Here is a 26,521-nt window from a genome sequence, read left to right as displayed (position 1 = left end):
TGCCGAGCGCTGAGAACGCTGCTCAAAAAGGTACCCGCTGATCTGGCCAGTTAGATCTTTACAGAACATCAGTGTGCTGGCCGTCAGAGGAACGTTGGAGTGGGATGATTACACTGCCGAGGTGTCACATCCCATCTCCGCCTCTGAGCAAGACGCCTCTGGGCAAGAACGGCTGATCGAGCTTGCCCGCCTGCAAATTCTGGACACGCCCCCAGAAGCGGGGTTTGACCGAATTACGGCGCTGGTGGCGCGGGTGTTGGACGTGCCTTATGCGGCAATTAATTTTATGGACGCCACGCGGCAGTGGGCCAAGACCTCGCACGGCATGCCGCGCGGCAGCATCCCACGTGGATTTGCCCCGTGCGACTGGGTGGTCGAGGGCGGTCAGGCCATGATCATTGACGATATGGCCGAAGATGCCCGCTTTGCAGGCACGATGGCGGCCAAGCCCCCCGAAGGCCACGACCTGCACACCTACGCGGGCGTGCCCCTGAAAACAGAAGACGGCCTGAGCCTCGGCACCCTGTGCGTCCTGGATCATCAGGTGCGGCATTTTGGGGCCAGAGAACTGGAAGTCCTGGCGGCGCTGGCCGAAGTGGTGATGGATGAGCTGGCCCTGCGCTCCAACACCCGCGACCTGACCTTGGCCCGCGATCAGGCCGCCACCCTGCGCGACCTTGCCCAGCTGATGCAGCAACCCCTGACCCCCGAAGACACCGCCCGCTAGGCCATGCAGATTCTTCAGGACCGGGTGCCCTCCGACTGGTTTGGCCTGCTGCACCTGACAGCCAGCGGCGCAGAACTGCTGCATCAGGAGGCGAGTGTGGCAGCACAGCCGTATCTGGAGACCATTCACGCCCGGTTCGTGGCTCTAGAAGCGCCCGCGCACCGGCATGTCAGTACCCATAACATCAATTTTGTAGAGGAGTATTCCAGCTATGAGTACGCCTCTCCCGCCTGGTTGGCCATCGGCGTAAAGCGCACCGCTTGGCTGCATTTATCTCATCCAGCGGCGTCGCAAACCTTCGTGCTGGTCATGATGCGCTTTGAAGAACTGGGCCAATGGACGCCCGAAGAGCGCACGCTGCTGGAGGCCGCCGCCCGCAGTATCGAGGTGGTGCTGGAGCGCACCGGACATGTGCAGACGCTGGAGCGGGCCGCCCTGACCGACGCCCTGACGGGGCTGGGCAACCGCCGCGCCCTCGATATGGCCGTAGACGAAGCCACGAAGTCGGGCCAACCCTATACGGTGGCGATCATTGATCTGGACGGCATGAAATGCGTCAACGACACGATGGGCCATGCCAGCGGAGATATGTTGCTGCGCGAATTTGCCCACCAGTTATATGCGCCCGGAATCACGGCCTACCGCTTGGGCGGCGACGAATACGCGCTGCTGCACCTGACGGCTGCCGGGGACGCAGACGGTGTGTTGCTGAGGCTGGTGGCGCGGGCCTCGGCCCATGTGCGTGAAGCAGGCTATCCGGCCAGCGCCAGTATGGGCATTGCGGGCGTGCCGCACGACGCCCCAGACGCCACTTCTGCCCTCCGAACCGCCGATCAGCGCATGTACGCCCAGAAACGCGAACGCCAAGCCAAACGCGAGGTGTCGGCAGTCAGTTTCTGAAGCGGGCGACCAATGAAACCGGGCGCACACGGAAGGCCTCAAGCAGTTGTCCGAATGACAGCGTCAGAAAAAAACCTCTGACGCTTCCCTTCTCTCCACTGCTCGCCCGAATTCACTCCCTCCGTTCGGTCAACAACAAACAACTCTTTCGACAACTGCTCTAAAGACCAGCTAAACCGCGCCCGCCCTGGCCACTGCTCTAGTCTGCTGGTCTATGTCACACGCGCCCCATTCACTTTCACCTTCTGATCTGACGCTCGATCATGTCGCCATTGCCACGCCTGACCTGGACGAAGGGAGCCTGCCTTACCTCGCGCTGGGGCTCGTGCCAGAAGGCCCGGATGAAGAAGTGGGGTCTCAGGGGGTGAGGGTGCGGGCGTTTTGGGCAGGCCCAACGCTGATAGAACTGCTGGCCCCCACCCGCGAAGACAGCCCTATTGCCGCGTTTCTGGCACGGCGCGGGCCGGGGCTGCATCACACCGCCTACCGCGTGGCCGACCTGCACGCAGAGATGGCGCGGCTGCGGGGCCTCGGCGCACGCTTTTTGCAGGACGCACCCACGCCGGGGCGGGCAGGCACGCGGGTGGCCTTTCTTCATCCCAGATGGGGCGCGGGCACGCTGATAGAACTGGTGGAACATCCCGCGCCGCCTGCAAGCCAATGATTCGGATGCCGGCCATTCCGTTCCCTTTCGGGAAAGCGCCCAACGGGCCTGAGCGAAGCGTCGTCCCTCGACCGAAAGCTCACTCCATTCTCGAATCCGCACTTTTCCCACTCTGCTCCGCAGCTCTACGGGTCGCTTTGCTCGGCTTGCCCAGTTCTTTCATCACTGTTCAATCGGAATCCGCATGACCGCCGACGCCCACCCAATGCGGCGCGGTCTGTGGTGGGCACTGGCCCTGCTGATCATGGCCGTGATCTGGCTCCTGAGTGCCAGCAGCGATACGCCGGGGCCGCCGCTGCGCCATCCGCTGGACTGGGTGGCTCATTTTCTGGCGTATCTGGCGCTGGCTTTTGTCTTGGGCCGCGCAACGGGGCGCTGGCAGGTGGCGTGGGTCATCGCCGTGTGGTTCGGCGCAATTGATGAAGTGCATCAGGCTTTTGTGCCGGGCCGGGAAGCCGGAATTGTAGATTGGTTTTTTGATACGGCGGGCGCGTGGCTAGGGGCAGGATTGGGGGTCAAAAGAAGGGGAACTGGCGGGAACGACTCGCGGGATGACCCGGAGCAGACTCCGGGCACCTAGTTCACAGGCTCCAACACCGCATTCTCTGAAGTCGTTGCCGCTTTTTTGGCCCGTTTCCTGGCGGGCTTTTTGGTGGCGCTGGCCTGTGCCGCAGCTTGAGTAGATACAGCTTCGGCAGACGCATCTTCCACATTGGCTGGCACGGCGGCGGGCTGAACCACGCTTGCCAACTCCGCCAATTCCCCCCGCATCAGCGCCGCCACCGCTTCTTCTTTGCCCTTGGCCTCCACTTCTATCCACGGCACATCGGCATAGGCAGTGGGCAGGTGCGAAATCAGGTGGCTGTGGCGGCGGTCTTGCGGGCCGTCTATGCCGTTGCTGAGGTGAACCACCTGCCATTCGGGGGGCGTCCAGGTGTCGCGGGCGGCCAACGTCCACTGGCGCACGCTGGGGTGATCGAGGTCGGGCAGCTTGTCGTGAACAACGTGGTGGTGGGCATCGAATACCAGCGGCACACCCGTCGCCTGACAGACCGGCCAGAGGTCTTCCACCCCGTAAGCGTGTTCATCGTTCTCCAGGGCCAAACGCAGCCGCACGCCATCGGGCAGATCAGGGATCAGGGCGGCCAATTCTGCGCCACGCCCGCCTTTGCCGCCGTGTAGCAGCAGCAAATTCCACGTGCTGCGGGCCAGTCCCATTCTGTCCATCACGCCCGCGTGCGCTTCTATGGCCCGCAAACTTGATACCCGCACTTCGGGGCGGTCACTGTTCAACACAATAAACTGTTCGGGGTGCATCAGCACGCGAATTCCGGCGTCTTCGAAGGCGTGGCCTGCTTCCAGCAGTTGTGGTTTCAGGTGATCCAGCACCGCCATGCCCGTGTCGTCGTCCACCAGATCGGACATCGGGAACAGGCTGGAACTCAGGCGGTACAGCCGGATGCCCCGCGCCGCACAGAAGGCCGCCGCCGCCCGCACCCGCGAGATGTTGTCGGCGTACAGATTCAGCAGCGTGCTTTCACGTGCTTCCGGCTTCAGCATCCGGTAACGCGTGAGGGTGATGGTACGGAAGTGGACTTCTGGCCCGATGGTCATGCAGACGAGGCCATACGCCGGGCCGGAGACTAGAGGGGGCAGGCTCATGCTTTGGCCCCCGCACCTGTGCCTTGCCCAACAACACTTTTCCCCGCCGTGCGGCAGCGATCCGAGCAGTATTTGACGCCCTCCCAGTCGCGCTCCCACTTTTTGCGCCAACTGAACGGCAGCCCGCACGCCACACAAATTTTAGAAGCCCGTTCGCTGGGTTTGCGGCCCCCACCCATTGTCTTCTCGGCTGTTTTTTCTCCGTTCGTGCGCCTTGCCATAGGGCCAATATGACGGCTGGCGCGGCGGGGGAAGGTGGGAATGCTGCCCGAATGAAGGAAGTTGGTAGGTTCGGGAGGTGGGGTTGGAAGGTGAACCCCCCGTTGCTGGCGCAACGCCCCCCTGAGAGGTGGGGACTTAACAGCTTTTGCACTCCCTCCTGACTGGCACAGCCCGCAGGGAGGGGGGCTGACTGCGAAGAAAACTGGGGGGTCAAACGCAGCGTTAGGCGTGTGCTTCCAGCAACAGCGCTTCGGTTTCGGCCCAGCCGATGCAGGCGTCGGTGACGCTGACGCCGGGTTTGAGGGCAGACAGGTCGGCGGGAATATTCTGCTTGCCGGGGTTGATGTTGCTCTCGATCATCAGGCCGCGAATGGCCGTCTGTCCAGCGCGGCGCTGCTGCAAGACGTCGCGCCACACGAGGCTCTGACGGGTATGATCGGAGCCGCTGTTGGCATGAGAACAGTCCACCATCACGGCGGGTTCCAGCCCTGCGGCCCGCATCAGTGCCTCGGCTTCCTTTACAAATTGCGGCGCGTAGTTGGGGCCGCCGCGCCCGCCACGCAAAATCACGTGGCCGTCGGGGTTGCCCCGCGTATGCACGATACAGGCCTGCCCGTCGTCGTCCACGGTAAAGAAGGCGTGCGGATTCTGCGCGGCCACGATGGCGTCCACGGCCAATTTCAGGCCGCCGCCCGTGCCGTTCTTGAATCCCATCGGGGCGCTGACCGCGCTCGCCATGACCCGGTGCGTCTGGGATTCGGTGGTGCGTGCGCCGAGGCAGGCCCACGCCACCGCGTCAAAGAGGTACTGCGGCGCAAAGGGATCGAGCAGTTCGGTGGCGACGGGCAGGCCCAACTCCGAGACCCGGATCATCAGGTCGCGGGTGAGGTGCAGCCCTTTATTGATGTCGTTGGTGCCCGTCATATCGGGATCCATCAGGTAGCCGCGCCAACCCACCGTCGTCCGGGGCTTGTCGACGTACACGCGCATCTGCACTTCCAGGCGGTCTTTCACGCGCTCGCGCAGGGCGGCCAATTTGTGGGCGTAGGCCAGCGCCTCATCAAAATCGTGGACGGAACAGGGGCCGACAACCACCAGCAAGCGGTCATCGCGGCCATGCAAAATATCCTGTGCAGCGCGGCGGCCTGCCAGCACCACACGCTCGGCTTCGGCACTCAGCGGCAAGGCGGCTTTGAGGGCGCGGGGCGTCAGGAGGGGTGTAAAGCCCGTGACGTTCAGGTTTTCGGTACGGCCCGCTTCGATGATGGGCTGCGGGGAAAGTTCTGGGGCAGGGATTGTCGGTGTCATATGTTCTCCTCAGGCAGTGTTGGGGAAGCAGGGATAGGGTAGAAAAAACCGCCCGGAAGCTCTTGGCTTGACCGGGCGGTCTGGGAAAAACTCAATGCAACGCTAGGCCCGGCGATTCCCGAACCAATAAAAAAACGCTGCAAGAAAAAACTTCATGCCGGGCAGTGTACGCCGCGCCGCCTGTACGTGGGCAGGGGCGGTCTAGTCGGGCACAGCATAGAACAGAATAGAAGAACACCGCGCCTTCATCTGGCCTACAAACACCGCGAATCCAGGAACTTCTTGGCCAAATCAACCGTATTTAAAGCATATGAAGTCTTCCCGGTTTGTCTTTTCTGCCCTCTTAGTCACGCTGACGCTGGCTTCCGGCGTGGCCGACGCTGCCCGCCGTTCTGGGGGCGGCTTTGGCGGCAGCCGCAGCACGGGCAGCACCTACCGTGCCCCCACGCCACAGTACCGGGCACCTGCCCCGCAGTACCGCGCTCCCCAAAACACAGCCCCACAGAACACTGCGCCCCAGTACCGTGCCCCGGCTCCGGCCACGCGCACTCCGGCCCCCACGCAGCGCAGTACGACTGCTACACCTACGCGCACGCCCAATACCGCAGCAATCCCCAAAGTCACTGCCACACAACTGAACGGCTGGAAGAGCGTCAAGCTTCCGGCGGGCGTGCCCCGCAGCGCCATCACGTACAGCGCCGCCAAAAGCAGCAAGTATCCGTATCAGCTGCAAAATGGGCGCTATTACCCGTACCCGCAAAGCTATTACAAGAGCCGGGGCATCGGCGCAGACATCTTCAAATACGCGCTGATCTATACGGCGGTCAGCAGCATTGCCAACGCGGGCGCGACGAACGTGGTGGTCAACAACGTACAAACAGGCGGCGAACTCAGCGGCCTGACCTACGACACGCCAGTACCTATCACGCAACCCGCCGGGCCGAACATCTGGGCATATGTGGGCGTCGGCTTTTTGGCGGCGGCGGCGGGCTGGTTCCTGCTGGGACGGCGCAAACGCTAGAGCTTTTTAGTTCTGATACGGACTTGCTTTGATTCCCGAACATCCGTACCGACACCGGATGTTCTTCCCTCGCCGCCAGCCCGTACTTGTTCCCACTCGCTCTGCTTCGCAGCCGTTCCAGTCCGATCGGATGATCCTCGCGAATTATCGCAATTTGGTATGAGTCTGAAGGCCGCTTGGAAATCGCTTCCCGGCGGCCTTCTTATTGACCTGCTTGTTGGCGCAGTTTCATTGCGATGGTTTTGACTTACAAGTCATTTGCATCGTGATTTGTCAGGTTTTTGTGACAATTTATACACCTCAAATCAAGCACTGCGCGGCGGGTGATCAGGGTTCGCAGTCTGTACACCCAATCAACAGAGGCGGCACAGTCGAGCTTACGGCCTATATTTCACATTTCACCGACTTACCGGTCACTATCCATACCCCCAATCAGGTGTTAGATAACATGACAAAAATACAGGTAAATATCATAAGACCGTATGGCACCAAAATATGATCCGTCTTACTGATGCGTACACATCTAACTTCGCGTATTGTCCATCATCAATATATATACGCAGATGTTAGACCCCTCAGCCATCAGCTCAATCTTCTCGATTTTGACTTTCTGGAGTGTAAGTTGACCCTTTTCTCCCCTGTGGTGCGCCGCTTCTGCTCTGTGTTCCTCTGTACGGTGCTGGCCCTGTGCAGTCTGCTTCTCGCCTCTCCCGCCGCCCACGCCGAGGGCAGCAAAGAACTGAACAGCAGCGGTGGTGGCCGCGTATTTTTGGAATGGAATCCAACCGCATCTCTGGGGGTTGATTTGGCACGGCGCACCCGAATCTTGGTGTATGCCCAAGCAGGCGAAACGATTAATTTGGGATCGAGCGTCAGCAACAGCAGTGACAGCAAAGACATCGTGTACAGCAGTCCATCGGGGGCACAGGCGGGCGTGTGCGATGTCCTGGCTGGCGGATATGGCCTGATCAATACCACAGCCAAAGAACTTGCCGGGCCGCTGCCGAACGTGGGCGGCTACACCCCGTGCGTGGTCACCGCCACAGAAACGGGCGTGTACCTCATCGAATTTCATGGAGCGACTGGCAGCAACCCGACGCCGCAGCCCGCGACTGCCGAGATCACAGCAGCTGTTCCCGGTAACACCATAACCACATGGGACGTGACCGTGAAAAATGGGGCCGTCGCCTTTGCCGGACGGGTCTTTACGCCGTATCTATCGGTCAATATGGGCAACAGCGGCCAATCCCTGAGCAGCAACGTGTATGTACAAACGCGGGACGGCTACCAGTACCGGGTGGATTTCAACGGTGTAGACCCATACGGCTTCATTCTCGTCGCCAACCGCAGCGGGTTCACCCTGAATGGCAAGCCTACTTTTCAATCGTTACAACTGGCCGATAACGGCGCGACCATTCCCGCAGGCTACAAGGTGGGCAATGAAAACGTCACCGACCTCAATTCGTTTCATAAGATTTTTTTCAATCCGCCCAATCCCAGTTTGCCCACCACAGCGGCGGCACCGGGCGGCAGCATTTGGCTTCATCCCCCAACTGCCCTCCCCGCCGATATCAATAATGTGACCTTCACGGGACAGGATGGAACTCCCGGCCAGTTTGCCCCCGGCACAGGCGGCACGTTCTCTTACAATGCCCTCGGCGCGGGCACGGTGCTGTTTGCCCTCGACCTGAACAACGACGGAATTTACGGGAACGCCAAAGACCGGGTGCTGTTTGGCACGGCAGAAATTGGCACGAATACCCTGACTTGGGACGGCAAAGATGCACAGGGTGTGGCCGCTTCCACGGCAGCGACCATTCGCGTGCGGGCCGAACTTGCCGCCGGAGACGTGCATTTCCCGTATATAGACGGCGAAACCAATTTAAACGGCCTGATCATCGAACGCCTGACCTTCTCGGATGCCAACAAATACACTGTGTATTGGGACGATACATCGCTGAGTCCGGCTGTTTCTGGAAGCATACCGCTGGGCACCCAGGGCACCAGCAGCGTGGGCGGGGCACACCGTTACCCCGGCAATTACGGCGACAACCGGGGCATCGACACTTGGGCGCTGTATCCATCCGGGCGGCCCCTGTTTCAAAATTTGGCGACCCCCGGTCTAGCCGATGTGTCTATCACCAAAACCCACAGTCCAGCCGTGCTGGTGCCGGGGCAACCCGTAACCTACACCGTCACCGTTACCAACGCTTCCACGCTGGCGCGGGCCAACGGCGTCAGAGTGACCGACAACGTGCCCGCTGCGGTTACTGGCGTCACTTGGACGTGTACGCCGACAGGAGCCGCCGTCTGCGCTCTGGCGAGTGGCAGCGGCAACACCATCGACACCATCTTGAATTTGCCGCCGAGCAGCAGCGCCACGTTTACTGTTTCAGGCACCCTGAGCAGCACTTACGCCAGTGGCACCATCAGCAACACCGCCAGTGCTGCACGCGGCAACGACACCACCGACCCCAACCTCAGCAACAACACGGCCACCAATGTCGCGCCGATAGATGTGGCCGATATAGGCGTGGTCAAAACGGGTTTTATGGCTGCCGCACCACTCTCAGATATGACCTATACGCTGGTGTTCACCAACAACGGCCCAGCCAGCGCCACTGTTACGCGCCGCGACACCTTCAGCAACTCCACGTTTGTGAGTGCCAGCGACGGCGGAACAGCTCCGGGAGGCGCAGTCACCTAGCCTCCCGTGACGCTTGCCAACGGACAAAGTGTGACCCGTACCGTGGTGTTGAAGGTACGCGGCACGGCAGGCAACAGTGTGAATACGGCCAGCTTCACCAGCACCAAGGCCGATTTGGTGGGGGGAAACAATACCAGCGCCGTGACCACCAGCGTGCAGCCCACCAACGGCCCAGATGTGATGGTGCAAAAAACGGGCACACCCCTGATTCGTGGGCAGAACGGCACATTTACTCTGCTGCCGCGCAATATTGGGTTGCAGGCCACCACAGGCACGATCACCCTGACAGACCCACTGGACGCCAACCTGACTTTTGTGAGTGGCACAGGTATCGGCTGGACTTGCGGTGCTGCCGGACAGAACGTGACTTGCACCAGCACGACTGCTATCGCGGCGGGGGCAAGTGGCAACCCGATTACGCTGACCGTGCTGACGGGGCAAAGTGCCGGAGCCACAGTGGCCAACTCGGCCTCCATCTCGGGCGGCGGAGATTCGGCCAACACCAACAACAGCAGTAGCGTCACCGTACCTGTGAGCAGCCTGACCGACATACAACTGACCAAAACCCCGACTGGCACGGCAGTCACAGCGGGTACGAACATCGTGTATACCCTGACGGCCTTTACTGCTGGCCCCAGCAACGCGGCGGGCGTCACCATCAGCGACCCGCTGCCCAGCAACGTGACCTACGTCAGTACTACCGGGGGCGGCGTGTACGACGCCAGCACCCGCACCGTGACCTGGACTGTGGGGGCAGTAAATGTAGGAACGCCGGTCAGCCGCACCGTCACGGTCACTCCGCCCCTCAACGGCAGCGTCGTGAATACAGGCAATGTGACCACCAGCACCACCGAAAGCAATTCAGCCAACAATGCATCCACCTCTACCCTGACTGTCACCCCCCGCGCCAATCTGGAAATCATCAAAACGGGCGCGGCCAATTACGGCCCGCTTGCCAATCTGACGTATATGCTGCGGGTCGCCAATTTTGGCCCCAGCACCGCCGAAAGTCTGACCGTCACCGATACGCTGCCCACCAACAGCACCTATGTCAGCAACACCGGGGGCGGCGTGTACAACGCACTCAACGGCACCGTGACCTGGACGGCTCCGGGCCTGGACGTAACGGGGCCAAACAGCAACCTGACCTACACCGTGACCGTGCTGACGCCTGCCACAGGCACCCTCCTCAACACGGCCGCCGTCAGTAGTGTGGGCAGCGATGCTATACCGGGCAACAATTCCAGTACCGCCAGTACCACCATCATTCCGCTGGCCGACCTGCAAGTCAGCAAAACTGGGCCTGCAACGGTACTGCCGAACGGCGACATGACCTACACCATCAGCGTGCTGAATGCGGGGCCGAGTCCCGCCACTTCTGTGACGGTCACCGACCTGTTGCCCAGCGGCATCACCGTGCAAAATACAGGCGGCGGCACGCAAACGGGGAGTAGCATCGTGTGGACTTTGCCCCTGCTTGCCAGTGGCGCGGCCCAAAACTACACGGTAGTCGTCCGTGCGCCCAATACGGCAGTCACTCTGGTCAACGGCTCCCGCGCCAGCAGCCCTGTATCTGATCCCAACAGCGCCAACAACGACGGCACCAACTCCGACTCGCAGGTCAGCACCACTGTCAACGGAAGCGCCGACGTGCGAATCACCAAAACTGCCCCTGCGGTAGTGCGCGGCGGCGCGGCGTTCAGTTACACCATCACCGTGACCAATGCTGGCCCAGCCGATGCCGACGGCGCAGCCCTGCAAGACGCTGCCATTCCTGAATTTACGGCCAGCGCCATCCTCTGCACGTCCAGCGGCAACGCCACCTGTCCGGCGGGCCTGACTGCCGGCACGTTGCAGTCAGGCACCACCATTCCGACTTTTCCGGCGCTAGGAAAACTGATCATCACACTCAGCGGCACGGCAGCCAGCGGCGGCCAACTCGTGAATACCGCCACAGCCACAGCCCCCAGCACGCGCACCGATCCTGATCCCCTGACCAACTCTGCCGTCGCCACCACCGACACCGTGAACCTGAGCCTTAGCAAGAGCGTGCAGAACCTGACGGCGGGCGGCAGCATAAGCACCACCAGCACGGGCAAACCGGGCGATACGCTGGAATACTGCGTCACTTACACCAACTCCGGCAGCGCCCCTTTGCCCAACCTGACCCTTGCCGATATTCTGCCCAGTACCACCGAAATCCGGGTCATCGCCGCCTATGTTCCGGGCAGCAACATCAGATTTACCCGGACGCCCGCGCGGACACCGACGCCTGATGACCTACATCCCACCAATGCCGCAGACACCGACGACGGCACGCTGGGTACCGGACTGACCTTCAAAGTAGGCACGGCAGCAAGCGGCGAGACAGGAACCGTGTGTTTCCGGGCCACCGTGAAGTAGCAGGGAGAGATTCAGACAAACAAGGGGGCAGACCCACGATGCGTCTGCCCCCGCTTTTTTGCCCCCGCTCTAGCCTTTCTTCTCCCCTACCCCGCCCCGGTTTTTGGGTGCGTTTTTTACGGCTTGAAGCAGTTTGGCAATGGCGCGGGCCACATTGTCTGCCTCTTCGCGCACCTGTGGGTCACGGCTCAAGTCGGCCAGTTTTCCGGCAGCGCTTCGGGCGGCATTCAGCAGGGCCTCCGTAGGAATCTTAATTCTGGCTTTGCCGGGTGGGGGTGAGCCGGTCATCGTGGAGCCTCCGATTGGGTGAGCCACAGGGCACGGAAGGGAGACAGGCGCGTGGTGGCCCGCTGGAGCGTGAAATGCGTGCCCACCACGGCGTCGGTGGCGTGTTCGCCCAACTGGTCGCGCAGCAGGTAGGTGGGAAAAGCCACCTCGTGCTCACTGAAATTGTAGACGCACAGCATGACGCCGAGCGGATGGTCGCGGCGCAGGAGCAACACGCGGGGATCGGGGCTGGGCACAGCGCGGGATTCGATGCTGGCGTGCAGGTGCGGCGTGCGCTGGCGGGCGGCAATGAGGGCGCGGATTCCAGCGTTGACCCGTGCTGCGGGTGCAGAAGGATTGTCCTGTACGGCTTCGGCCAGCGCCCAATCCATTTTGGGGCGGTGAACCCAGCGGTTGTCGGGCGCGTGGGCAGGATCGGCCTCAAAGGTGTAGTCGTTCAGGAGCGCGAGTTCGTCGCCCATATACAGCAGGGGCACGCCGCCGAAGCCGAGGGTGACGGCGTGGGCCAGCAGCAAGCGCCGCACCGCGTGGTCTGTCCATTCGGCGTTACTTGCGTCCAGCGCGGCTTCCAGACCCGCCAAACTGGCCGCGCTGCCGCTGATTCGCCGGTCTCCGGTGGCGGGGTTGTGCTGAAACACCAGCCCCCGCGCAAAGCTGCCGGGATACTCGCCGCTGTAAAAGTCGCTGAGAAAATGGCGGTGGCCCGGCCCGCTGAGGCCCGCGCGCCCCGCATCCTCGTCGCTGATGGCCCAGCCGATATCGTCGTGGCAGCGCACGTACATGCCCCAGGTGGTGGTGGTGGGTTTGGGCGGAAAGGCCAGCAACGCCGTCTCGAACAGGCGGGTATCGCGGCTGGCGAGGCTGCTCCAGATCTGCACCATCAGGCTGTTCTGGTAGGCCATGTCGCTGACCTTGCCGTGATGCCCCCCGGTGCCGAGGTAATGGATCAGGTCGGCGGGGGCCACGATGGCTTCGGCCTTGAAGGCCACTGCCGGGGCCACGATCCGGATGGCCGCCCGCAGCGCCCGCGTCAGGTGATGGACTTCAGGCTGGTTCTGGCTGGCCGTGCCGAGGCGCTTCCACATAAAGGCGATGGCGTCCAGCCGGAACACCTCTACGCCCCGGTTGGCAAGGTGCAAGATCAGGTCGGCGAACTCGCGGAACACCGCCGGATTGCCCCAGTTCAGATCCCACTGGTAGGCATTGAAAGTTGTCCAGACCCAGCCCCCGGCACCGTCTTCTCCAGCCTCGTCGTCCCAGGTAAAGTTACCGGGGGCAAAGTCGGGAAACACTTCAGGCAGCGTGCGCTCGTAGGCGTCGGGTTGGGTGCGATCCGGGTAGATGTGAAAATAGTCGCGGTAAATGGGGTCGCCCGCCCGCGCTTTCTCGGCCCACTCGTGTTCGCGGGCCACGTGGTTCAGCACCAGATCGAGCACCAGGCTCATGCCGCGCCCACGCAATTTGGACGCCAACGCCGAGAGGTCGTCCATGTCACCGAGGTCGGGCCGCACGGCGCGGTAGTCCTGCACTGCGTAGCCACCGTCGTTCTCGCCCTCACGGGGCTTGAGAAGCGGCATCAGGTGCAGGTACTTGACACCCAAGCCTTCTAGGTACTCCAGCCGCTCCTGCACGCCGCGCAGGGTTCCGGCAAAGCGGTCGGTGTAGGCCACGTAGCCGATCATTTCGGGCGCTTGCAACCAGTCGGGGCGCAGCAGGCGGGCCTCGTCCAGCCGCTTCAGGTCGGGGGCGCGGGTGTGGTGCGCGTGAATCAGCACCTCCAACAGTTCGGCCATCAGCGTGTCGGTGGCGTCGCCGTACACCGCCCGCAAACTGCCCTCCAGGTCAGCGCCGTAGCGTTCCAGCCGCAGCAGAAAGGTTTCCGCATCGCGGTCATCATCAAAAGCGGGCCTCAGCCGCGCCGCCAAGTCCGTCTTTAGCACGTCTCCTAGCATACGACGCGCCGGGTGGGAACGGTTCCAGCTGCTTGTCTGACGCCCCTCTGACGCCGCCACGACCTCTGATCACGCCGCGCCCGCTGCCGATCATGGGCCGTTCACGGGGGCGTGAGTACGCTTGGTTTACCAGCAAGAGGAAAGCGAAAGCGCCCGCTGGGACGGCCAATCTACCCTCTCCCCGCACCCGGCCCACGAGGCCAAAGGAGTTTCACCATGCCCAACTTCAACCTCAGCAAGCTCAGCCGTTTTGCCCTGACCGCCTTCGCCACCCTGACCCTCGCTTCTTCGGCCCACGCCGCCACCTCCGACTTTGTAGGCACCTGGACGAACACCAACGCCACCACACGCGGCATCACCCGCCTGATTTTTACCCCGAACGGCGACGGCACGCTGAATGTGCAGGTGTTCGGCAAGTGCAGCCCCACCGACTGCGACTGGGGCAAGGCAGGCGTGCTGACCTACGGCACCAGCGTGTCGGACAGCAATCACTGGTTAGCCAGCGCCGTGTACGCCAAGGGCTTTTCTAACACCATGCTGGTCATGAACCTGTTCCCAAACAAAACCCTGAGCGTGCAGAGCATGACGCAATTTGTAGACAAGAGTGGCCGCCAGAACTACGCCAACCGGGAGGTCTTCAGGCGCTAGAGGGCATGAACAGGCCGCCCCAGTTGGTGCCGAGGTGCGCGGGTTGGAGCGACAGACCAGAGACACTCACAGCAAAAGTGCGGCCCTGTCGGGAGTGACGGGGCCACACTTCTTAATTGACGGTGGAAGGCGAACCCCACCCATTGCTTCGGAACGCCCCCTTAGAGGGAAGGACTTAACAGCTTTTGCGCTCCCCTCAAGGTGGCTGGCTGCGAACTGGTACAGCTCCGAAGGAGAGCAGACTGGGGGTACCCGGAATCTGCCTGCTATTTCCCTGCTTCCAGCGTCAGCGTGAGCGTTTTCCCCCAGTCTTTGGCATCCGTACTCATGGGCAGATATTCGCCCGCCACCCACATTTTTTGTTGGTCGGACACGTTGCTCCCCAGCGGGTTTCCGCTCTGGCCGAGGCTGCCCACGTACAGGCTGCGGTTGGGGTCGCTGAGGTCTACGATCTGGCGGTAGCTGGCCCCATGCGTCTGGCGGTAAGTGCCGACTTCGGGACGGGCCACATTGACCGTGTTGGTGCCGCCGGGGGTGGGGGCGCTGTGATTGAACAGCCAGGACAGCGCCGACACGTTGCCAAAAGCGCGGTGATTGCTGGCAACGGTGTGCAGCTTGCCCGCGCTCCAGCCACTCACATCGGAGCCGAGGCGGGTGCTGAGGTCGTCTACGGCCTGCTTGAGGGTCGCGGTCAGAGTGGCGGCGCAGTTGGTCAGGGCCGCCCCCTGACCCACACTCTCGTTCTGGCACAGGTCGCCGTCTGATTTGAGTTGGTTCAGCACGGCCAGACTGTTGATCTGAGTCTCGTTGCCGAGTTCGTCGCGGGCCATGCCCTGCAATTTCATCAGCCATGCTTCAAAGATCAGGCTGGGTACGCTGGACACGGTTTGGTTGCCATCCCAACCGCGCAATTGCTCCAACGCCCGCGTGCTCAGGTCTCCGTCGGGGCGGGCGGCCAGCAACAGCGGTTTCAGCCCCTCCCACACCAGACTTTGGGTGTCCAGTTGCACCTTCCGCACCTCATCCACCGTCCAGCCCTGCGCTTTGGCGGTCAGCAATTCGGTAATCCGCTCGGCGCGGTACGGCTCGGCCCAGTTGCGAACATTGGCGAGGTCGAAGCGGTAGGCATCCGGCGTCACGCGGTTGTTGGCCGTGACCACCAGGCCGTCGGCAGGATTGTAGGTATGCGGCAATTGCTCGAAGGGCAGGTAGCCAGTCCACTCGCGGGAACCGTCGCCGGACACGGGCAACGAACCATCCCAGCCGCTGCGAATCGGCACGCGGCCCGGTGCGTAATAGCCCGTATTGCCGTCTACATCGGCGTACACGAAGTTCTGACTTGGCCCCACGTAACTCTTGAGCGCTCCCACGAATTCTGTCCAATTCTGCGCGTAATTCAGGCCCATGAAGGCGTCCATGGTGGTGTCGCCGGGTTGCAGCGCCGTCCATTTCAGGGCCACACGCGGCCCCACGTCGGCAGCCCCCACGTCGCTGATGATCGGGCCGTGACTGCTCTCGCGCACCACCAGTTGCACGTCTTCCGCCCCCTTGACCTTGATGATTTCGGTGCGTTCGGTCAACTTTGTTCCTTGGGGTTCGATGTACAAGTCCTGCACATCGGGATTCACGTTGGTTACGCCCCACGCCACGCGCTCATTGCGCCCGATTACGATGGCGGGCAGGCCGGGAATGCTGGCCCCGATAGATTTCAGCGTCGGCCCCTGAATGTCGGCCAGATACCACAGCATCGGGCTGGTCAGAGACAGGTGGGGATCGTCGGCCAGGATGGGTTTGCCGCTGGCCGTTCGGCTTCCGGCCATCACCCAGTCGTTGCTGCCCTTGCCCGGTACAGCCTGCATCCCCAGTTCCCGCGCCGCTGCAAGGTGAGTGCGCAGGGCGGCAACGGTCGAATCCGGCAAGGTGGGAGCCGCTGCCAACGCCGGGGCGCGGGTCTGCGCGGTGGTTCCGGCGGGCAATTCATCGGCACTCAGGATGGTCGTGCCGTCTTTGGGGTACGGCGGCATGATTTCATTCAGCCCGCTTTCGCCCAGGCGCTTGACCGTGCGTGCGCCCAACACCTCGTCCTCGTAATTGCCCCCCAGATCGAAGGCCATCAACTTGCTCCAGGCAATGCTGTCCACGTCTGTCCACGGTTCAGGCGTGTAGCCCAGAATGCGGAACTCGGGGGCGGTTTTGCCCTGCTTAAAGCCTGCATTCACGCCCGCCGTATACGCGGCCACCATGCGCTTGCTGCGCTCAGACAGGGCAGGCAAGGCCGACTGGGCCGCGCGGTAAAAGCCCCATGTCCGCAAAAATTTGTCCTGACCGAGTGCGGGGGCACCCAACACTTCCGACAGGCGGCCCTGAGTCACCCGCCGCTGGAAATCCAGTTGCCAGGCGCGATCCTGGGCATGTACGAAGCCCAGCGCGAACACGGCGTCTTCATCCCTGGCGGTGGCCCGGATGTGCGGCACGCCCCAGGCGTCGCGCGTAATGGTCACTTTGCCCGATACGCCTGGTAAGGTCACGCTTCCCGAAACACGCGGGCTGGACGTACCCCGCAGCCACAGCACTGCTGCCAGCACCAGCACCAATACCACCAGAATCAGCCACAGCAGACCCCTTCCCAACCGTCCCAGTATCCTCACCCATTCACCCCTTTGGTGGCCCCAGTCCGCCCATACCGCGCAGGCAGAAGCTATGTTGCCCTGATTTGTAGTGAGTACAAGATAGGGCGCAAAGAGCAATCAGCACCACAGCAAAACAGCCGAGAGCGCCCGGACAGGCTCCCGACTGAGGCTTGCTCACCCGTTTCAGCTCTCGGTATAGGCTCCCAGCGCCCGGAAACGTGCGGCCCGTTGCGCTTTCAGCTCTTGCTCGTTCAGCAGGCCCAGTTCGTCCAGATGGCGGCCCACAGCCTCGCCCAGTGCGGCAGCGGCAGCGTCCAAGTCCAGATGTGCGCCGCCCACAGGTTCGCGGATCACTTCTTCTACGATGCCCAGTTCCAGCAGATCGGGGGCCGTCAGCTTCAGGGCTTCGGCGGCTTTGGGGGCCTGCGCCGAATCGCGCCACAGGATCGCCGCGCACGATTCGGGCGAAATGACGCTGTACCACGCATTTTCCTGAATCAGCACGCGGTTGCCCACGCCGATGGCCAACGCCCCGCCGCTGCCGCCCTCACCGATCACGGCGCACACGGCGGGCACGCGCAGGCGTACCATCCGCTGAATGCTTTCGGCAATGGCCCAGGCCTGGCCGCGCTCCTCGGCCTCTATGCCGGGGTACGCGCCAGGAGTGTCGATCAGGCACACCACGGGCAGACCAAATTTGTCGGCCAGATCCATCAGGCGCATAGCTTTGCGGTAGCCCTCCGGATTGCTCATGCCAAAGCGGCGGCGCACGCGGCTTTTGGTGTCGCGGCCTTTTTGCTGCATCAGGAGCATCACGGGGCGGCCCTGCCAGCGTCCCGGCCCGCCGATCAGTGCGTGGTCATCGGCAAAATTGCGGTCTCCGTGCAACTCGGTGAAGTCGGTGACCAGACGCTCGGTGTAGTCGTGCGCGGTAGGCCGCCCCGGTGCGCGGGCCAGTTGCACCCGCTCCCAGCGCGTCATGGGGGCATTGGACGCCCGAGTGGGGGCCGCTCTGAGGCGTTCTACCTCGGCCCGCAGGGAATGAATGGTGGAATCCAGATTCTGTCCGGTTTCACGTGCCGTCACTTCCAGATCGTGCACGCGGGCTTCCAGCTTCAGGAGGGTGGCTTTGAGGTCGGTGGGTGGGGTCGTCATCACGCGGGGGCCTCGGCGGATTGCTCGGCAGACTGTTCGGCTGGGGGGGCGTCGGGGGCGCGTCGGGTCAGGACACCCAGCAGCCCGGCCAGAAAGGTGCGGTGGGTGCGGCGGTCGACCACATCGTCGATCATGCCGTGTTCCAGCAAGAATTCGGCCCGCTGAAACCCTTCGGGCAGACTCTGGCGAATGGTCTGCTGAATCACACGCGGCCCCGCGAAGCCGATCAGGGCACCGGGTTCGGCCATGATCACGTCGGCAATGGTGGCAAAACTGGCCGTGACGCCCCCGGTGGTGGGGTCGGTCAGGATACTGACGTAGGGCAGGCCCCGCGCCGTCAGACTTTCCAGAGCCACGGTGGTTTTTGCCATCTGCATCAGCGACAGCGCACTTTCCTGCATTCTGGCCCCGCCACTGGCCGCCACCAGCACGAACGGCGTGCCGATTTCGGCAGCATGTTCGGCGGCGCGGCTGATTTCCTCGCCCACCACACTGCCCATGCTGCCGCCACTGAAGGCGAAATCCATAACCGCCAGTGTAACGGGCAGCCCCAGAATGCTGCCTGTGCCCGTCAGAATCGCGTCTGGGCGGCCCGTTTTCTTCTGGGCGCGGCTCAGGCGGTCTACGTAAGCCTCCGTATCCTGAAACTTCAGGGGATCGGTGGGATGCACGCGGCCCGACAACTGCACGAACGAACCTTCATCGAGCAGCACCTCCACGCGCCGCCCCGCCTCCAGGCGAATGTGGTGGCTGCATTTGGGGCACACCCAGAGATTGGCCTCCAGGTCGCGGTTATAGACACTTTCCTTGCACGCAGGACACTGCGTCCACAGGTCTGGCATGTCGCTGCCCGCTTGCTGCTGCGGGCGGCGTCTGCGAAAAAAACGATCTAACGCCATTCAGGGAACACTCCTTGCCCCCATTCTAGACGCCACTTGCTCTAGGGGTTGCACCGGGTTCAAGTGAGGGGGCGGGAAGGGCGAAAGGCTGGTCTCCGGGTTTAGGGTCGGAGGGTCTAACGGAGGGCCCGAAGGCAACAACCGCCACGACACCGCCCACCCGAATCATTCTGCCCAGATGCGTGTGAGGCCGTCGTCCACGCAGTGGGCGGGCCAATTCCATCTCAAAGACGAGTGGCGATTCCGCTTCAAGTGAGGGATTCAGCCGACTTAAAACGCGACAAGATCAATCCTGCCGACCGCAGCGACCAACTCCCCCGCCCCCAAAGGGGTCAGGGGCTGGGGGCGGGGGGAAACGTGTGAGCGACACCAGAACTTAGCCTAAATCCTTTCCCTAATGCCCACTCGTCACCTTCAGCCCAATAATCGCCACAACCATCAGCGCCATAAAGCCGAGGCGGGCTGCACTTGCAGGCTCCTTGAACAACACGATGCCCAGAATAGCCGCCCCCACTGCGCCAATGCCGACCCATACGCCATAAGCCGTGCCAATCGGCAACGTTTTAGTCGCCAGACCCAGCAGGCCAATGCTGGCAATCATGCTCACCAACGTGAGGGCAGTCGGCAGCGGGCGCGTAAAGCCCTCGGTGTATTTCAGGCCGATGGCCCAGCCCACTTCCAACAGTCCAGCCAAGACGAGTAGTATCCATGCCATGTTTCAACACCTCCGCAGGTGCGCCGTCTTGTCCTGACCGGGTACGGCGGTTCTCTCGTCCGGAGTCTTGCCCGCAATTCAGACAACTCGGGGGCGACTGAACCCAGTGTAGCGACGGGCTGTAAGCCAAAAGGGAGCGGAGCGTAAGGCTATGCTTACACTCCGGCCTGGAAGGCTAAACCCCCAGTCTGCTTCGCAGACGGCCCCCGAAGAGGGGAGCGAAAAAGCTTTCATCCCCACCTCTCAGGGGGCATTGAGGAGCAGTGAGAGGGTTCACCTGCCAACTCAGAATGCCCCCGCCACCCCTCACCGTGCCCTTCTTAAACCCCTCGACCCTTGAACAATCTCTTTGCCCCTCAGACTCCCAAGTAAGCACTCCGCACCCGGTCATCGGTCATCAGCTCGTGCTGGCTGCCCTGCAAGCTCACGCGGCCTCCCTCCAGCACATACCCCCGGTGGGCAATGCCGAGGGCAGCGTAGGCGTTTTGCTCGGCCAGCAGCACGCCCACGCCAGCCGCATTCACGCGTTGCACGGCCTCAAAGACCTGCTCCACCACCAGCGGCGCAAGGCCCAGCGACGGCTCATCCAGCAGCAGCAATTTGGGCCGGGCCATCAGGGAGCGGGCAATGGCGACCATCTGTTGCTGCCCGCCCGACAAGCTGCCTGCCTGCACATTCCGCTTTTCCACGAGGGCCGGAAACAGTTCGTAGACGCGCTCCAGCTCGCGGGCCGTGCCTGCCGGGTCTTTGCGGTGAACGAACGCGCCCAGCCGCAGATTCTTTTCGACACTCAGTTCGGGAAACAGCAGGCGGCCTTCTGGGCACTGCGCGACCCCGTTGGCAACATTGAATTCAGGCTTGCCCCCGGTCAACGAAACGCCGTTCCAGGTGGCCGTGCCGCCGGAAGGCCGCTGCAAGCCCGACAGGGTGCGAAACAGCGTGCTTTTGCCCGCGCCGTTGGCCCCCAGCATCACCACGATTTCTCCGGGGCTGACGGTCAGGTTCAGGCTGTGGAGGGCCGTAAAGTGGCCGTAATTCACACTCAGATCACGGATTTCAAGCATGGGGCGTTTCTCCTGTGGCCGCTGCGCTGGCCTGTGCCGCCGCTTGGCCCATCTGCCCGCCGTGCGCGTGTGATCCCAGATACGCCTCGATGACCGCCGGATCGCGGCTGACCTGGGCGGGCACGCCCTCGCTGATCTTCTGGCCGTGATGCAGTACCAGAATGTGGTCGGCGAGGCTCATCACGAGGCTCATTTTGTGTTCCACCAGAATCACGGTCAGGCCGCCCGCCACCAGTTCGCGGATCAGGGCCATCAGGCTCACAGTTTCCTCGGGGTTCATTCCGGCAGCGGGTTCGTCCAGCAGCAGCAATTTAGGGTCGCTGGCGAGGGCCATAGCGATACCCACGCGCTTCTGGCCTTCCTGCGTCATGGCTCCGGCAGGGCGGGCGGCGTGTGCGGCAATACCCACACGGGTCAGGGCGGTGAGGGCGGCGTCGCGGCTTTCCTGTTCGTCGCGGCGCTCGCGGCCAGTCCTCAGCAGCGCGTCCAGCAGACCGGCGCGGGTACGCACGCGGTGGCCGATCATGGCGTTTTCCAGCACGCTCAGTTCCTTGTAGATGGTGGTGGTCTGAAAGGTGCGGGCCATGCCGCTCGCCACCACTTCATGCGTTTTCAGGCGCGTGATGTCCTGACCCTGAAAGATAATTCGGCCTGTGGTGGGCTGATAAAACCCAGAAATCAGGTTGAAGAAGGTGCTTTTGCCCGCACCGTTGGGGCCGATGATGGCCGTGATCTGGCCCGCCGGAATGGTGGCCGTGACGTCGCGAACGGCGTGCAGGCCGCCGAATCGGATACCCAGTCCCTCTACACGCAGCAGTTCGGAGCCCGTCTGAACAGAAGAATCAAGCACGTTCGGCCCCCTTTTTGCCCGTAACCGCCGACATGGCCCGTTTGGCCTGCGCTTTCATCCACAGGCCTGCCAAGCCCTGCGGCGCAAACATGATCAGCACGATGAGCAGGGGCCCGAACACGATGTATTGGTAATCTTGCAGTCCCTTGAGGCTCTGGGTCAGCGTGTACATCAGCGCAGGCCCGATGAGTGGCCCGGCCAATGTGCCCAGCCCGCCCACCAGCAGGTACAGCAGCACTGTAAAGGTCATGACGGGGCCAGCCGATGCCGACCCCAGAAAGCCGACGTACACGGCATACACGCCGCCCGCAAAGCCTGCGATGGCCGTAGACAGCATCATGGCCCGCAGCTTGTGCGTAAACACATCTATGCCCGCACTCCGCGCCAGATCCTCGCCGCCGCGAATGGCGATCAGCGAGCGCCCGAACACGCTGCCCCGCGCCCGCGCCACCGCCAGCACGGTCAGAATCAGGGAAATCAGGGCCAGATAGTAAAACCCAGCCGACAGCTTGATGCCCACGCCCTGAGACAAGGCCTCCAAGCCTGCGGGCGGATTGATGCCGTTCAACCCTTCGTTACCGCCCGTCAGCGTGTCCCATTTGTTGATGACCAGCATGATGATGACGCCCACGCCGAGGGTGAAAATAGAGAAGGCGTCGCCCTTGGTGCGGAAGGCCACCAGCCCCAGCAGCAGCCCCAACACGGCGCACAGCGCCACCGCCACCGGCCACGCCAGCCAGAAACTCCAGCCCGCCTTGAGGGTCAGGATGCCCACCGTGTACGCGCCGATGCCGAAAAAGCCCGCGTGCGCCAGCGGCAACTGCCCGGTATAGCCCAGCAACACGTTCATGCCGTAGGCCAGCATGGCGTAAATCATGATGTTGATACCGATATCGAGCAGGTAGCCGGAGGGCCCCAGCAACGGCAGCAGCGCGGCCACCACGAACACGGCCACCCAGCCCCACGTGCCCAGTTTGAAACGGCCCGCTCCCGCGTTTCCCGGTTGTGTTTTGCTGAGCATCAGTTTCCCCTCTTAAACAAACCCTGCGGCCTGATGGCCAGAACCAGAACCAGCATGGCAAACCCGATCACATCGGAGAAATCGAGGCTGATGTAGTAGCCGCCGAAGACTTCGGCCAGCGCCAGCAGGAACGCGCCTACAATCGCCCCCGGTACACTGCCCATGCCGCCCAGAATGATGATGGCGAAGACCTTCAGGTTCATGACTTCGCCCATGCTGGGAGACACCGAAATAATGGGCGCGATCAGGGTAGCGGCAGCCGCAGCCAGAGCCCCCGAAATGGCAAAGGTCAGCATGCCGACGCGGTTGGTATTCACGCCCACCAGCCGCGCCCCCTCGCGGTTCTGGCTCATGGCCTCAATGGTGGCCCCGGTCAATGTGCGCTTCAGGAAGTAGTTCAGGCCGATCATGGTCAGCACCGACGCGCCGATAACCAGCAGGCGCTGCCAGGTGATGATGACGCCGCCCACGTTCACGATGCCGGGCACAGGCTCAGTAATTTGCTTAAAATCCGGCCCCCAGATCAGTTGCACGGCGGCTTCCAGAAAAAACAACATGCCCAGCGCCGCAATCATGGAATGCACGTGCGGCGCGTCTCTCATCGGATAAAAGATGACGCGCTCCATGAAGGCGGCCAGCAGCGCCACGCCCAGCGCCGAGATGAGCAGCGCGGGCACGTAGCCCCAGCCCAGCCCGGTCAGCACAGCGTAACTGAGGTAGGCGCCCAGCATGTACAGCCCGCCGTGAGCGAAATTGGGCACGCGCATCACGCCGTAGACCAGCGTCAGGCCGAGGGCCACCAGCGCGTACACGCCGCCCAGCGCCAGCGCATTGAACAGTTGTTGCAAGAATGTAGACAAGGGCAGATTCTCCTGATGCGGTTAAGTAGGTCGAAGTTAATCTGTAGATTAACCGAGCGAAGCGACTATCGAAGAAAGTACCTCGTAGTGGGAATGAAGCTTCATCCCGTCGTTTGGGATGAAGCGCAATGTTAACTACGACGTACTTAAAAAGGGAGGGAAGCTCATCAAATAACCCGCGCCCCAACACGGATGTAGGGCGCGGGCAGTGGGTTCTGGATCAGGCGGGCTAGGGCACAGGTGCCCACCGAACTGGGTTGCTCGGCGCACCTGTGCTCCGGCTTTACTTGAAGACCTTGGTCACGCGCAGCTTGGTGTATTTGCCGTCTTTCACGCTGGCGATGATGAACTCGGCGTCCACGTGGCCGCCTGCCGTCACGCCCAGCAGCTTGTACACGGTTTTGCCGAGGGGGAGGGCCTTGGCCGCCGCGTTCAGTTGGGCACGCACGGCTTTGGGGTCTTCGGTGGTTCCGGCCAGTTCCATGGCCTTGGCCAGCACGTTCATGCCCATGTAGTTCAGGCCTGCTTCGCTGGTGGGAATCTTTTTGTAGGCCCGCTGGTACTGGGTCACGAAGACCTGTGTGCCGGGGAACTCTTTAGTGGGCATCACGCCGACGGAGCCGTCGAGGTAAGCGCGGGGCACGATGGTATCCATCTGCTCGAACTTGGCCTGATCCATGACGATGAAGCCGCCCTTAAAGCCCTGCTCGCGGGCCGCCTTGACCACCAGCGCGGTGGGCTGGCTGGGGCCGCCTATAAACAGCACGTCGGGCTTGTCGGCCAGCGCCTTGGTGACGGCAGAGGAGTAATCCACGGTGGTGGCGTAATCGACGCCGTTGTTGGTGCCCAGCGTACCGCCCTGCTTCTTCCACTCGCCCATAATCGCTTCGGCCCACTGCTTGCCGTAGGCGCTGGTGGTGCCGATCATGCCCAACTTCTTGCCGAACGCCTTCATCTGGGTCGACACGAAGGGCTGGAGGTAGTTGTCGTAGCGGGGAGGCAGCATGAACGTCATGGCGTTCTTGGCTTCCAGAATGGCGGGTTCGCTGGAGTAGGCCACCAGTAGGAATTCGGGATCACGGACGGCCAATGGCTGCACCGTCAGAATGCCCCCGGCGTGCGGCACGAAAATAAAGTCGATGCCCTGAGAGGTCAGGCGGCGCACGTTGGTCGCGGTTTCGTTGGGCAGGTAGCGGTCATCGAGGCTCACGAGCTTGAAGGTCACTTTCTCGCCCTTCACGGTTACGCCGCCCGCCTTATTCATTTCGTTGATCGCCATTTCGATGCCCGACTGCACGTCTTTGCCGTAAAACGCAGCGCCGCCGGAGAGGGGGCCGCTGTAGCCGATGCTGACCACTTTTTGGCCGAGGGCCGACGCGCCGAGGAGGGCGAACGCGAGGGAAGCGAGTTTGAGGCCGACCCGCTTCTGACGACTGCTGTTGCCTAAAATTTGCTTCATATGTACTCCTCCTGCCGGGCGCAGACAGCCCTGAAGGGCAAAAAGATCGCCCGCCGTACTGCTGGCTGCTCCAGACTGCTGATCTAACGTTTTGTGTAATGTTCATGCTGGCACGCAGGAATAGGGGTGTCAATTCATTCGGTTTCAATCAGCCCACTTGCCCCCAATGTTTGAACTGCCCCTCTAAATCTCACAATCTACTCATCTGAGGCTACATCGGGTGATTCTGGCCCGTGCAGGCGCGATACTGCATCCCGATGAACGATCAGCCCGCTCCGATTGCCCCCGCCCCGCGCAGCCGCGCCCGCATGCTGGAACTGGTCTTTCCCAAAGACAGCAACTATCACGGCACAGCGTTCGGCGGGTTCGTGCTGTCTCTGATGGATAAGGCCGCGAGTGTGGCCGCCGTGCGCCATGCCAGAGGCAGTGTCGTGACCGCCCGCATGGACGGCGTGGACTTTCATGTGCCGATCCGGGTGGGCGACGCGGTAGCCCTCGATGCCCGCGTGGTGCGCGTGGGCCGAAGCTCTATGACCATCCGGGTAGACGTGTACCGCGAAACGATGGCGAGCGGTGAGGTACAACTGGCGACCACCGGACATTTCGTGTTCGTGGCGCTGGACGAACAGGGCAAGCCGCGCCCCGTGCCCGCCCTGCACGACGGCGCAGATTTGGCCCAGAACGATCCGGACTTCGAGGAGCGCCCGTGACAGGTAACGCCCTGCACCTGACGTTGGTACGGCACGGGGCCACCGACTGGAACGGCATAGGCCGCTGGCAGGGTTGGACAGATACGCCGCTGGGCACGCTGGGCGAATCGCAAGCCGCCCGCCTGGCCGCCCGCCTGAGCCACCAGACCTTCGACGCCGTGTACAGCAGCGACCTGAGCCGCGCCGCCCGCACCGCCGAACTGAGCTTGCCCGGTCTGAGTTTGTCCGGCGCACCGCTGCAATTGGATGTGCGCCTGCGCGAAATGCACTTTGGGCAATACGAGGGCGTGACCACAGACGCTGTGACCCACGACGCCGACTACGCCGATTGGCAGCGCGACCCCTGGCTGCTCGCTGCCCCCGGCGGCGGCGAAAGCCTGCGCGTGGTGGCTGACCGAATGCAGGATTGGGCCGACGGATTGAGCGGCGAGCGCGTGATCGCCTTTTCGCATGGGGCGGCCATTCGCGCCCTGCTGTGCGGCCTGTTCGGGTGGCCTGCCTTGCCCCAACCGGGCTACGTGTTGCCGTTTCCGTACCAGTTGGCGCACACGGGCCTGACCCGTCTAAGCCGTGCACAGGGCCGCTGGACGCTGGTGAGCTACAACGACGCGGCGCATTTGGAGGAGTGAGCGGCTGGTCTAAGGAGGTGGGGCGGG

The 26,521-nt window shown here is 62.6% G+C and carries 24 protein-coding genes and 1 riboswitch; of the genes, 10 read left to right on the top strand and 14 right to left on the bottom strand.

The window, feature by feature from the left end:
- Positions 1-121: 121 nt before the first annotated feature.
- From M1R55_RS08860 to M1R55_RS08845, 4 genes are all read left to right on the top strand, one after another.
- The gene (locus M1R55_RS08860) at positions 122-727 is read left to right on the top strand and encodes a GAF domain-containing protein (protein WP_249391446.1); all 606 of its coding nucleotides are present in this window, start codon (positions 122-124) and stop codon (positions 725-727) included.
- A 3-nt stretch (positions 728-730) separates the two neighbouring features.
- Entirely contained in the window at positions 731-1,627 is an 897-nt protein-coding gene (locus M1R55_RS08855) for a GGDEF domain-containing protein (protein ID WP_249391445.1), read from the top strand.
- A gap of 214 nt (positions 1,628-1,841) precedes the next feature.
- The gene (locus M1R55_RS08850; protein WP_249391444.1) at positions 1,842-2,291 is read left to right on the top strand and encodes a VOC family protein; all 450 of its coding nucleotides are present in this window, start codon (positions 1,842-1,844) and stop codon (positions 2,289-2,291) included.
- Positions 2,292-2,475: 184 nt separating this feature from the next.
- Positions 2,476-2,871 carry a VanZ family protein gene (locus M1R55_RS08845; protein WP_249391443.1) on the top strand — a complete coding sequence of 132 codons (396 nt, stop codon included), beginning with the start codon at positions 2,476-2,478 and terminating at the stop codon, positions 2,869-2,871.
- On the opposite strand, the gene uvsE is transcribed toward M1R55_RS08845, so the two are convergent.
- The 3 genes from uvsE to M1R55_RS08830 all read right to left on the bottom strand — a co-directional run bounded on the left by uvsE (position 2,868) and on the right by M1R55_RS08830 (position 5,483).
- Positions 2,868-3,953 carry a UV DNA damage repair endonuclease UvsE gene (gene uvsE, locus M1R55_RS08840; RefSeq protein WP_371827093.1) on the bottom strand — a complete coding sequence of 362 codons (1,086 nt, stop codon included), beginning with the start codon at positions 3,951-3,953 and terminating at the stop codon, positions 2,868-2,870. The genes M1R55_RS08845 and uvsE overlap by 4 nt on opposite strands.
- Positions 3,950-4,132, bottom strand: coding sequence for a DUF2256 domain-containing protein (locus M1R55_RS08835; protein WP_249394177.1), 183 nt, complete (start codon positions 4,130-4,132; stop codon positions 3,950-3,952). Before M1R55_RS08835 ends, uvsE begins: the two co-directional genes overlap by 4 nt.
- Positions 4,133-4,397: 265 nt before the next feature.
- Complete coding sequence (locus M1R55_RS08830; RefSeq protein WP_249391442.1) at positions 4,398-5,483, bottom strand: 3-deoxy-7-phosphoheptulonate synthase; 1,086 nt, start codon at positions 5,481-5,483, stop codon at positions 4,398-4,400.
- A gap of 310 nt (positions 5,484-5,793) precedes the next feature.
- Here M1R55_RS08830 and M1R55_RS08825 point away from each other — a divergent pair, with 310 nt between their 5' ends.
- From M1R55_RS08825 to M1R55_RS08815, 3 genes are all read left to right on the top strand, one after another.
- Positions 5,794-6,504: a hypothetical protein gene (locus M1R55_RS08825; protein WP_249391441.1), complete on the top strand. Its 711-nt coding sequence runs from the start codon at positions 5,794-5,796 to the stop codon at positions 6,502-6,504.
- Positions 6,505-7,126: 622 nt separating this feature from the next.
- Positions 7,127-9,211 carry a DUF11 domain-containing protein gene (locus tag M1R55_RS08820; protein ID WP_249391440.1) on the top strand — a complete coding sequence of 695 codons (2,085 nt, stop codon included), beginning with the start codon at positions 7,127-7,129 and terminating at the stop codon, positions 9,209-9,211.
- Positions 9,212-9,217: 6 nt separating this feature from the next.
- Positions 9,218-11,614 carry a DUF11 domain-containing protein gene (locus tag M1R55_RS08815; protein WP_249391439.1) on the top strand — a complete coding sequence of 799 codons (2,397 nt, stop codon included), beginning with the start codon at positions 9,218-9,220 and terminating at the stop codon, positions 11,612-11,614.
- 69 nt (positions 11,615-11,683) lie between these two features.
- Here M1R55_RS08815 and M1R55_RS08810 read toward each other — a convergent pair whose 3' ends face one another.
- Positions 11,684-11,902 carry a hypothetical protein gene (locus tag M1R55_RS08810; RefSeq protein WP_249391438.1) on the bottom strand — a complete coding sequence of 73 codons (219 nt, stop codon included), beginning with the start codon at positions 11,900-11,902 and terminating at the stop codon, positions 11,684-11,686.
- A complete protein-coding gene (locus M1R55_RS08805; RefSeq protein ID WP_249391437.1) occupies positions 11,899-13,842 on the bottom strand; it encodes an alpha-amylase family protein in 1,944 nt (647 codons plus the stop codon). Before M1R55_RS08805 ends, M1R55_RS08810 begins: the two co-directional genes overlap by 4 nt.
- A 228-nt stretch (positions 13,843-14,070) precedes the next feature.
- Between M1R55_RS08805 and M1R55_RS08800 the strand changes: the two genes are divergently transcribed.
- On the top strand, positions 14,071-14,502 hold the full coding sequence (locus tag M1R55_RS08800; protein ID WP_249391436.1) for a hypothetical protein: 432 nt from the start codon (positions 14,071-14,073) through the stop codon (positions 14,500-14,502).
- Between the two features lie 266 nt (positions 14,503-14,768).
- Here the strand turns inward: M1R55_RS08800 and M1R55_RS08795 are convergent, their stop codons facing one another.
- From M1R55_RS08795 to M1R55_RS08755, 9 genes are all read right to left on the bottom strand, one after another.
- Positions 14,769-17,150, bottom strand: coding sequence for a penicillin acylase family protein (locus tag M1R55_RS08795; protein ID WP_249391435.1), 2,382 nt, complete (start codon positions 17,148-17,150; stop codon positions 14,769-14,771).
- Between the two features lie 165 nt (positions 17,151-17,315).
- Positions 17,316-18,287 (bottom strand): acetyl-CoA carboxylase carboxyltransferase subunit alpha, encoded by a 972-nt coding sequence (locus M1R55_RS08790; RefSeq protein WP_249391434.1) that lies wholly within the window; start codon positions 18,285-18,287, stop codon positions 17,316-17,318.
- Complete coding sequence (accD, locus tag M1R55_RS08785; RefSeq protein WP_249391433.1) at positions 18,287-19,186, bottom strand: acetyl-CoA carboxylase, carboxyltransferase subunit beta; 900 nt, start codon at positions 19,184-19,186, stop codon at positions 18,287-18,289. Before accD ends, M1R55_RS08790 begins: the two co-directional genes overlap by 1 nt.
- Before the next feature lie 394 nt (positions 19,187-19,580).
- Positions 19,581-19,901 carry a quaternary ammonium compound efflux SMR transporter SugE gene (gene sugE, locus M1R55_RS08780; protein WP_249391432.1) on the bottom strand — a complete coding sequence of 107 codons (321 nt, stop codon included), beginning with the start codon at positions 19,899-19,901 and terminating at the stop codon, positions 19,581-19,583.
- A 17-nt stretch (positions 19,902-19,918) separates the two neighbouring features.
- Positions 19,919-19,990: riboswitch (guanidine-III (ykkC-III) riboswitch) on the bottom strand.
- Between the two features lie 267 nt (positions 19,991-20,257).
- The gene (locus tag M1R55_RS08775; RefSeq protein WP_064015508.1) at positions 20,258-20,965 is read right to left on the bottom strand and encodes an ABC transporter ATP-binding protein; all 708 of its coding nucleotides are present in this window, start codon (positions 20,963-20,965) and stop codon (positions 20,258-20,260) included.
- Positions 20,958-21,815, bottom strand: a complete 858-nt coding sequence (locus M1R55_RS08770) for an ABC transporter ATP-binding protein (RefSeq protein ID WP_249391431.1) — start codon at positions 21,813-21,815, stop codon at positions 20,958-20,960. The genes M1R55_RS08775 and M1R55_RS08770 overlap by 8 nt, the downstream gene beginning before the upstream one ends.
- Positions 21,808-22,836: a branched-chain amino acid ABC transporter permease gene (locus M1R55_RS08765; RefSeq protein ID WP_249391430.1), complete on the bottom strand. Its 1,029-nt coding sequence runs from the start codon at positions 22,834-22,836 to the stop codon at positions 21,808-21,810. Before M1R55_RS08765 ends, M1R55_RS08770 begins: the two co-directional genes overlap by 8 nt.
- A complete protein-coding gene (locus tag M1R55_RS08760; RefSeq protein ID WP_249391429.1) occupies positions 22,836-23,696 on the bottom strand; it encodes a branched-chain amino acid ABC transporter permease in 861 nt (286 codons plus the stop codon). The genes M1R55_RS08765 and M1R55_RS08760 overlap by 1 nt, the downstream gene beginning before the upstream one ends.
- 283 nt (positions 23,697-23,979) lie before the next feature.
- On the bottom strand, positions 23,980-25,155 hold the full coding sequence (locus M1R55_RS08755) for an ABC transporter substrate-binding protein (RefSeq protein WP_249391428.1): 1,176 nt from the start codon (positions 25,153-25,155) through the stop codon (positions 23,980-23,982).
- A 257-nt stretch (positions 25,156-25,412) separates the two neighbouring features.
- On the opposite strand from M1R55_RS08755, the gene M1R55_RS08750 reads away from it, so the two are divergent.
- Together M1R55_RS08750 and M1R55_RS08745 are read left to right on the top strand one after the other, a co-directional pair.
- Positions 25,413-25,865: an acyl-CoA thioesterase gene (locus M1R55_RS08750; protein ID WP_249391427.1), complete on the top strand. Its 453-nt coding sequence runs from the start codon at positions 25,413-25,415 to the stop codon at positions 25,863-25,865.
- Positions 25,862-26,494: a histidine phosphatase family protein gene (locus tag M1R55_RS08745; protein WP_249391426.1), complete on the top strand. Its 633-nt coding sequence runs from the start codon at positions 25,862-25,864 to the stop codon at positions 26,492-26,494. Before M1R55_RS08750 ends, M1R55_RS08745 begins: the two co-directional genes overlap by 4 nt.
- Positions 26,495-26,521: the final 27 nt, after the last annotated feature.

Origin of the sequence: Deinococcus sp. QL22 (genome assembly GCF_023370075.1) — a bacterium.
Classification (GTDB): domain Bacteria; phylum Deinococcota; class Deinococci; order Deinococcales; family Deinococcaceae; genus Deinococcus.
Note: the sequence above shows the minus strand (reverse complement) of the source record. Positions and strands in the feature narration are given on the sequence as shown.